This window comes from Candidatus Thermoplasmatota archaeon, from assembly GCA_034660695.1.
Classification (GTDB): Archaea; Thermoplasmatota; E2; order UBA202; family DSCA01; genus JAYEJS01.
The window spans coordinates 26,336-34,353 of record JAYEJS010000073.1 but is presented as its reverse complement, the minus strand read 5'-3'; the positions used below and the strand labels follow the sequence as shown (position 1 = coordinate 34,353).

General features: G+C 41.0%; 10 protein-coding genes and 1 tRNA gene. 6 read left to right on the top strand and 5 right to left on the bottom strand.

The genetic code is table 11. The features are described 5' to 3' along the window. Nucleotides 1–170: 170 nt before the first annotated feature. Entirely contained in the window at nucleotides 171–950 is a 780-nt protein-coding gene (dph5, locus tag U9O96_03560) for a diphthine synthase (GenBank protein MEA2054181.1), read from the bottom strand. Nucleotides 951–997: 47 nt separating this feature from the next. On the opposite strand from dph5, the gene U9O96_03555 reads away from it, so the two are divergent. Beyond that, nucleotides 998–1,993: a class I SAM-dependent methyltransferase family protein gene (locus tag U9O96_03555; protein MEA2054180.1), complete on the top strand. Its 996-nt coding sequence runs from the start codon at nucleotides 998–1,000 to the stop codon at nucleotides 1,991–1,993. On the opposite strand, the gene U9O96_03550 is transcribed toward U9O96_03555, so the two are convergent. Beyond that, the gene (locus U9O96_03550; protein MEA2054179.1) at nucleotides 1,983–3,035 is read right to left on the bottom strand and encodes a M42 family metallopeptidase; all 1,053 of its coding nucleotides are present in this window, start codon (nucleotides 3,033–3,035) and stop codon (nucleotides 1,983–1,985) included. The genes U9O96_03555 and U9O96_03550 overlap by 11 nt on opposite strands. Nucleotides 3,036–3,097: 62 nt before the next feature. Beyond that, on the bottom strand, nucleotides 3,098–3,265 hold the full coding sequence (locus U9O96_03545) for a hypothetical protein (GenBank protein MEA2054178.1): 168 nt from the start codon (nucleotides 3,263–3,265) through the stop codon (nucleotides 3,098–3,100). Nucleotides 3,266–3,562: 297 nt separating this feature from the next. Between U9O96_03545 and U9O96_03540 the strand changes: the two genes are divergently transcribed. Continuing rightward, complete coding sequence (locus U9O96_03540; protein MEA2054177.1) at nucleotides 3,563–3,898, top strand: hypothetical protein; 336 nt, start codon at nucleotides 3,563–3,565, stop codon at nucleotides 3,896–3,898. Nucleotides 3,899–4,372: 474 nt separating this feature from the next. Then, nucleotides 4,373–4,924, top strand: coding sequence for a TATA-box-binding protein (locus U9O96_03535; GenBank protein MEA2054176.1), 552 nt, complete (start codon nucleotides 4,373–4,375; stop codon nucleotides 4,922–4,924). A 5-nt stretch (nucleotides 4,925–4,929) separates the two neighbouring features. Here the strand turns inward: U9O96_03535 and U9O96_03530 are convergent. Continuing rightward, nucleotides 4,930–5,014 (bottom strand) — tRNA-Leu (locus U9O96_03530). Between the two features lie 94 nt (nucleotides 5,015–5,108). Here U9O96_03530 and U9O96_03525 point away from each other — a divergent pair. Genes U9O96_03525 through U9O96_03515 form a run of 3 tightly spaced genes read left to right on the top strand, consistent with a single transcriptional unit; the run spans nucleotide 5,109 to nucleotide 6,205 of the window. After that, entirely contained in the window at nucleotides 5,109–5,312 is a 204-nt protein-coding gene (locus tag U9O96_03525) for a dodecin family protein (protein MEA2054175.1), read from the top strand. A gap of 44 nt (nucleotides 5,313–5,356) precedes the next feature. Next, nucleotides 5,357–5,584 (top strand): ribbon-helix-helix domain-containing protein, encoded by a 228-nt coding sequence (locus U9O96_03520; GenBank protein ID MEA2054174.1) that lies wholly within the window; start codon nucleotides 5,357–5,359, stop codon nucleotides 5,582–5,584. A 9-nt stretch (nucleotides 5,585–5,593) separates the two neighbouring features. Continuing rightward, a complete protein-coding gene (locus U9O96_03515) occupies nucleotides 5,594–6,205 on the top strand; it encodes a metallophosphoesterase family protein (protein ID MEA2054173.1) in 612 nt (203 codons plus the stop codon). Here U9O96_03515 and arcS read toward each other — a convergent pair. Continuing rightward, on the bottom strand, nucleotides 6,202–7,986 hold the full coding sequence (gene arcS / locus U9O96_03510; protein MEA2054172.1) for an archaeosine synthase subunit alpha: 1,785 nt from the start codon (nucleotides 7,984–7,986) through the stop codon (nucleotides 6,202–6,204). The genes U9O96_03515 and arcS overlap by 4 nt on opposite strands. Nucleotides 7,987–8,018 lie beyond the last annotated feature (32 nt).

Genomic DNA, 8,018 nt, shown 5'->3' with positions numbered 1-8,018 from the left:
AAAAAATTTTAATGAAATTAAAATAATTTCGTATTTGTTTAGCTGATTATCGTTTATTCCTTGTCCTTGAAATTGCTGGCTACTCCGGACTTTAGCCCAGAGCGTTCTCATCCCGTTGACTAAACAAATATATTCATCTCATCCAGCATTTATTTATGATTATAGCTCTTTCATTCCAATATTTCTTCTGGCGCCTTTGCAAGCATAACCAGTGCTTTTGCTTCCATGAAATGTAACTTCCCCGGTATGACTATGCAGTGAAGCGGCGGCCCGAAATCCATTTTTATCAATCTGTCTGGATAGCCTGCCATTATGGTGGGCGACGGTGAAGAAGCTCTTGCAACTACTGTCATCAGCGTTTTTTCGCCTATAACCCCCCCTTTCATTCTTCTTTCCATCTCGATAAGCAGTCTTATGCCCTCATTTGCGGTCATGTATCCCTCTTTAGTTATATCCAATAAAACAAGGGTGTGCAGCCCTCTCTTCATATTTTCTCCAATAACTTCATAGGGCGAGCAGGGAAAGTAATTTTGTTCTGGGAATGCAAGAGTGGTGGTTCTGCCAAACTTGTATGTCTGGAGGCCGAGCAGTCCTGCGGCAGCGGTCATTATACTTATTCCGTGCACCACCTTTGTAGATATCCCTCTTTCCATTGCCCTCAAACGAAGATCGATATGGGTTGTGGCAGTCATGGGATCTCCTCCCGTTAACAAGCACACCTTTTTTTTGCTTGCTTCATCAAGAATTATTTTCCCATTTTCTACATTCTCCCTTTCCAGTAGAACTATTGGTTTGCCTATCATTTTTTCAATTTTTTTTATTGGAGCCTCTAGCATGCTGGTATAAAACTCTGCAAATATTTTTTCGCATGACCTTGCTTCCTTTAGGCCAGCCAGCGTCATGTCCTTATTGCCCCACAATCCCAATCCTATGAATACCAGTTCGCCCATCGCCTTTTAACCATTAATGATATATATAAACATATCATAGAGTTTTGATGAAATCCTTCTGCATTGCGGTTCCACGAGAAAAAGCCGAGTTGGTAAGACATGAGTTGATGGAAGGACAGCTGCTGAGAACGGATTTAAAAATAAGATGCGATGAAAATTGCGTTTATCTTCCAGTGGCCAGGGAAGTTCATGTGAATGAAGGTGTCTTGAAAAAAATGGATTTTAAATTGATGGAAAAAAAGCAAAATTTTAGGGATATCCTTGCATCAAAAATATCGGTAGACAGGACAATTTCATCGTTTGACGTAATAGGCGATATCGCCATAATACGAATTCCGTCAGAACTGCTGAAATATAAAGAAGAAATAGGCGATGCAATACTCTCGACAAACAAAAACATAAAAGTGGTTTGTATGGACAATGGAGTGAGAGACGATTATAGAATCAGGGATTTGAAGGTAATAGCAGGTGAAGAGAGGACAGAAACCATCCATAGTGAGTATGGGGCAAAAATAATGGTAGATGTGGCAAAGGTCTATTATTCTCCCCGGCTGGCTACCGAACGAAAAAGAACTGCAGGATGTGTTAAACCGGGAGATGTCGTCATAGACATGTTCGCTGGAGTTGCTCCCTTCTCCGTGATTATCGCAAAGATGGCGAAGCCATCAAAGGTGTATGCAATAGATGTAAATCCTTATGCTGTAAAATATGCGAACATAAATGTGAAAAGAAATGGAGTTGATGATATTGTTGAGGTAATGGAAGGCGATGCAATGGATATCATCCCATCATTGGGTACGGCCGACCATATAATAATGAATCTTCCGCACCGTTCTTATGAATTTTTCCCGACGGCGGTAAACGCCGGCAAATCCATCCATTATTACGAGATAATAGAAAAAAACAAAATAGAAGAAAGATTGGACTGGCTTAGAAATGAGGCTAAGAAAAAGGAAAAAAAGGCAGAGATAAAGAACTGGAGAGTGGTGGGCAGTTACTCGCCAAGGGAAGTTAAAATCGGAGTAGATTTACTCATATGCTGAAGTACCTGCCAGCAGTCTCTAAGGCATGTGCCATCAACTCTGCACTCTTTTCTAAGTCCGTTACATCAATAACTTCCACTCCAGAATGCATGTACCGGGTTGGCACGCTTATCACACCACAGAGAATGCCCGCCCTGGTCAGATGAATGGTTGCTGCATCTGTTGTGCCACCAGATGAAACATCTAGCTGACATGGAATGTTATTCTCCTTTGCCGTGTCCTCAAGCCATTTCATGACAGGGGGCACTGTTATCAATCCCCTTCCAGATGCATCTGTGACCGTTATGACAGGCCCTTCACCCAATTTCAGTGAAGAATCCTTTTCTTTGAGTCCGGGGCAGTCCCCGGCTATTGCCGTCTCGCTGACCAACGCAACGTCGGGATTCAGCCCAAAGGCAGACGTCTTTGCCCCCTTTAATCCGACTTCTTCCTGTACAGTCCCGACAGCATAAACTGCAGCATTTGTCTTTGTCCTTTTCAATGCTTCTACCATCATGACAATTCCTGCCCTGTTATCCATCGCCTTGCCCGTAACTCTGCTTCCCTGAAGTTCTCTAAAATCCCTGTCAAGGGTTACCGGTGTCCCGGGACGGATGCCCAGTTCCTCCACTTCTTTTTCGTCCTTTGCCCCGATGTCTATGAACATGTTCTCTGCCTTAATGATTTTTTTTCTTTCCTCTTCTTCCATGAGATGCGGCGGTTTTGAGCCTATAACCCCATAAAAATTGCCGTGAGGGGAGTGAATTACCACCCTATTATTGAGCAAAGTCTGGTCAAACCACCCCCCGAATTTCACGAAGTTTATGAATCCATTTTTATCTATATATTTGATGACAAGCCCTATCTCGTCCATATGGGCAGCCATCATTATAGACGGCTTCTTTCCATTTTTGACAGCAATTAAATTGCCCATGCCATCAATCCTGATTTCGTCGGTATAATCCTCAATTTCTTTCCTCACTATCTCCCTTATGCTATCTTCATGCCCTGACACTCCATGTGCATTGGATAACTTTCTCAGAAAATCTTTTGTTCCACTCATGCTTGCCTATCGAAAAATGTTATTTAAATTTTGCACAGCCAGGGGTTTTGGGACAAAAATGGTCAATCTTTTGTTTCTGCAAGAACCTCAGTTGTTGTCGATGTTGATTCTATCGGTCCTGCATAGTACTCGACATCATATCTTTTCAATAATTCGATGAATTTATCGGAGTCATTCTCTTTCAGGATGAACACTCCGCTAAAGACTTTGTAATATGGAATCTTATTCAATAGCCCTTCCCGCTTATATCTATACTTTCCGTGATTGGAATAATCAGTGTATCCATGGAGTGCTCTAGATAACTGCACAGATTTGATTTTATTTGGCCGCTTGTAGACAAGTATTATCTCTGCTATGCTGGTGGATACAGATTAGCCTTCATCGTATAAAAGGCTAAGCATTTTTGAGATACCCCGTAGCTATAGCGCCCATTGAGAGTTCCATTTAGCAATGTTGTGCCCACTTTTTCAGTCTAATATTAGATATGGCAAAAAGTTTATATTTGTTGTGCCCATTATAGGCACAACATGGCGTATATACGAGCTAAGAAACGAGGAAATAAAACCTATTATTATCTGGTAGAAGGAAGACGTGAAGATGGGAAAGTTAAGCAGAAGGTATTGAGGTATCTTGGTAAAAAGCCTCAAATTGTCAAGGTTGAACTTGATAAAAATCAAACAAAGGCTTTGGCAGAGGAGGTTTTTCTTGCTGATATTAAGACATCGGATGAACTAAAAACCAGTCTTGATCAATTAGGGATACCTTTCCCGGATAGAGACATCGTGGAGATAAATTTGTCTCATAAAATTGGGGGAAAAAAATTCATTCTCCTTTTGCATGGGAAAACCTCGGAAGAGGTTTGAACCCCAAGTGGAGTTTTGTCCTCGTTGTCATCTGTTGTTGAAGGTTGAAAAATCTCATGTTCGCCGTTTGGTAACTTCCACTATGGATGAGCAGGTTACTGAGGTTATTAAGTATTATCCAGATGATGGTTCAAGGTTTGTGTCTGATTCTTTAAGGAACGCTGCTCCAAGTCGTTCACCGTATTCATATGATCTAATGGTTCATATCAGTCATTTACGTTACGGCCGTCATTGGAATGCTTTGAAAAAGTAGTAAAAAAATGAAAAGTTGAGCAATTTGAGAGGGAATTACGATGAACTGGATAATCTGGCAGAATCCATATTTTACTGGTAAATTATCATTCAAATCCCGATTCGGGCATTGTTTATTTATAACAGTGTAAGGAGAGCATTTTGCGTGGTGGCATGTGGATGACAAGCTTAAATTCCATGTAAACATTTATCGTTAGTTATTGGATACGTTGTATGAATAACATGCTGAGTATTAAAATACAAAATATTGTTGCAACGACGAGCATTGCAGAAAAATTGGATTTGAACAGGATTTCAAAAACTTTGCCCAATACGAGTTACAGACCGAATTTATTTCCCGGGCTCGTGCTGCGCATAGAAAAGCCAAAAACTGCATTTCTGCTGTTTAAGAGTGGAAAAGTTGTATGTACGGGCGCAAAAAACGTTGAAGATATTGAAAAAAGTATGGGGAAAGTATGCAATATGCTAAAAAATATGGGTTTTAAGGTTATAGATAATCCCATAGTAGATGTTCAGAATATTGTTGCCTCTGGCGACTTGCATGGTGAACTCAATTTAATAAATACCGCTCTTGCCCTCGGTCTTGAAAATACGGAATATGAGCCAGAGGTATTTCCAGGCATGGTTTACCGGATGGAAGAGCTGGGAGTTGTCTTGCTGCTTTTTAACTCGGGAAAAATTGTTTGTACAGGGGCTAAAAAACCAGAGCAGGTATCAAAAGCCGTAAAGGAAATAGCAAAAGAACTGGAAATTAAAGGACTCCTTATAAGATAAATCGATGCAGGGGAGGGGATTTGAACCCTTGAACCTCTACAGGACAAGGCCCTGAACCTTGCGCCGTTGACCAGGCTTGGCTACCCCTGCATAATGGCCAATACAGAAAATCGAATTATTATTTAAAAGGTTACCCTATCCTAATGGACAAAAACTTTATATTAAAATATCTGTTAATAATTATATGTCCGTTATAAAAAGTATAGAGCTTATAGGGAGTTCTCCGGATAACTGGGAAGGTGCGGTGAGGAATGCGATAAACGAGGCAAAGAAAACCATAAGGAATATAAGGAGGGTTATGGTGAGCGATATGGAGATTCTCGTAGAAAACGATGAGATTGTATCGTATCAGTCAAAGGTAAAACTCTATTTCACTGTAGAGAGATAGAAAAGATAAAATATGTGATAGTATGTATGGAAAGGAGGAATAAAATGCCGAAATACAGCACCATATCAATACCGAAAGAACTGCATGAAGAGATAGAAAATTTAATAAGAAACAATCCCGGCCTTGGATACTCCAGTGTGGCCGAACTGTGCAAGGAAGCGATACGCCTGCGTCTCTCCGAAGTAAGGATGGAACAGAAGGAGGGATTATTGAACGAAATCGATATAGAAGATCTGCTGGAAGCGCTCGAAAATAGCATCAAAAAGAAATAAGAGTCGGAAATGCTCATTCAGGCTGCAGCGGATTTCCACGGGAAAGAAAGCAGGTATGGAGCGTTTCTTCTTGGTTTAAGGGATAACAGCCCGGATATTGCAGTTTTGGCCGGCGATATTGATGCAAATCCTTTATTTTTTAAATTTTTAGGTGATATAGATGTTCCAACACTTGTTATTCATGGCAACGTGGACGGCATTGATATCGGAAAAAAAGTTGAAAAATATAATGCATTTTTTATCCATGAGAAAATGTACAGCACAGATGGTATAAATTTTATCGGAGCCGGAGGAATCAACCCCATGCTTAATGATATTTATTCAATAAATAAAAAAGAATGGATTTCTCTGAAGGATGTAAAAATGGATGTTTTAGTAACCCATGTTCCCCCAAAAGGTGTAATGGATAAGATGGGCCTAGGACTGCATATAGGAAACAGATGGGTGAGAAACATAACGGAAGAGAAGAGACCCCGGCTCATTATATGCGGCCATGTGCACGAAAATCCAGGGTACACTCATTTCGGGGAAACAACGGTGGTAAACTGCACCATAGGTAGAAGGGGGAGGTATTCACTTATTGAAATGAATGATAAAATAAAAATAGACATAGCCGACTAATCTTTCTTGTGATGCCTTACTTTTACAGCCTCTCCTGTATTGCTCATCACCATTTCTTCGCCGCTCATCAAAGCCATGCCGACAGCCCTGATATCTCCGCCATGCAAAGCCACAACTTCATCTCCGCATCTTATGTTTTTATCTGAATTTGTTACCCCAACAGCAAATATGGACCCACGTGGAACGAAATCTTCTATCTCTACACGGTAAATGCCGGCATCTGCCAGCCTTCTGCCCCCTTCTAGCGTGAGGGAAAACAATCCCTTGCTTTCGACGAACATGCCTATTTGCACATCATCACAAAAAATCTTATATCCAGGATATTTCCCCCTTGCTTTGCATCCTTCAAGCATGCCCTCTACATTTCCGAATTGGTATGATAGAAATGATTTCACGTTTTCCGATTTTCTTAAATTTTTGGGAATTTTGCCGTATTTTGTTGCTTCTTTTTTAAGCAATATGGATAGGCTGTTTATAGATGAATTCGAAATAGGATGTCCAATGCATGTTTTAATGGCTCCCTCTACCTCCAAAAATTCTGAGATTTCTTCGGGAAGGTGATTTATTACGATGTCATAATCGTTTCTTTTGAGGTATGAGCTGAGTTGTTTTTTCACCATTTCCTGTTCATCAAGACTCCAGTGCCCTGTGACCGATATATCGTAATGTGCAGCAGGGTAAACCATCTCAAGTTCTATGGGAACTATACCCAGGGGCGAGGTAACCACGACTTCATGTACAACTCCTGGATTTCCGCAGGACTCTATGGCATTCCTGAATATTCTGTGTGATTTTGAGAATGAATATGGCTTCCTGGCAGAGCATGGCAGAAGAACGAGAATTTTTGCCGAACCTGGCTTTATGTATTGTTCCAGCACTCTTCTTCTAAACCTTTCCACATCGGGTCTATCCATAGAAAGAGGGGATGCTACTATTTTTCCCCCGATGACGGGGTATCTTTTCTCCTGAAACTCGTAGTATTCTCTGTCAAGAATGCGAAGTATCGATGCAATTTTTGGCTGTGATGATGCCCTGATTTCCACCAGATTTCTCAATCTGTTATTTTTGATTGCATTACGAACGTTTTTTAGTTCTGAAAATGCCGCATAGTAGTTGTGCATAAGAATGCCAGAAAACAAAAGATTTTCATTCAGGCATGCCGGGCAGGAACATGGTATCTCTCCAAGTTCATCTGCATTGTATTCATCCTCAGGAAAGAGAAAAATTTTTTTTCTTGCCTTTTCTACAAGCGAGATGGAATCGAATAAATCAACGGTGCAATAAGAGAGGATGGCAATATGGGAAGGCTCGCCCAATCCCGGGGCATACAAAATTTTCTGGTAGTCTATTGCTTCCCTCACATCTGTTATTGCCTTGACAAAATTTCTTGGATTGGAGAAAAGTTCGCGAGCGTTTGACAGGACGTATATCATTGCATCTTCGGAAATATTGTCAAGTGCTTTACCTGAGATTATCTGGATGGTGCTGGCATGCCTTTCATTCCATTCAGCAGCTATCTCATGCAGTTCTGAAGGAAGCGCATATGGATATACAAAGGACGGAGGGATGGAATCGCCATTAGAAAGGGGATAGAAAAAACTTCCTGAATGAGATATCGACAATCCATCTCTTGCCCGTGACAAAAAAACAGAGGCGAATGGCGGGGCTTTGACTCTCTCGGATGAATACCAGAGGATATGCGGTGTTGTAATTTTGTTTCCGTTTATCTCAAGCGTGCCGATGCGGGCGGTACAGTCTCTTTTCAATACCTCAAACTTCACGATGAATGATTGGAGATGCATTTAAAGAGTTT